This window comes from Halorubrum sp. SP9 (assembly GCF_005435015.1).
Lineage (GTDB): Archaea > Halobacteriota > Halobacteria > Halobacteriales > Haloferacaceae > Halorubrum > Halorubrum sodomense.
This window is the reverse complement of the sequence record NZ_SGXU01000812.1, coordinates 1-211: the sequence shown is the minus strand read 5'-3', so window position 1 is coordinate 211 and position 211 is coordinate 1. Positions and strand designations below refer to the sequence as shown.

The 211-nt window shown below is 68.2% G+C and carries 1 pseudogene; it reads left to right on the top strand.

The annotated features are described in order from the left end of the window. Window positions 1–211 (top strand): annotated as a pseudogene (locus EXE45_RS19395) (hypothetical protein); the annotation flags it as partial.

Genomic DNA, 211 nt, shown 5'->3' with positions numbered 1-211 from the left:
CCGTCCACGTCGGCGAGGGGTCGTACACCGGCGCGGGTCCCGAGCCGCAGGTCGACATCGAGTTCCGACACGGCCTCGAGTCGCCGCGGACCGTGACCTACGAGAGCGAGGCGTTCAGCGAGCGCTACAACATCTCGAAGACGTACGCGACGGAGCGAGCGGACGCGGTGCTGACGATCCCGCACGCTCGAACCGTCATCTCGATGCGGTC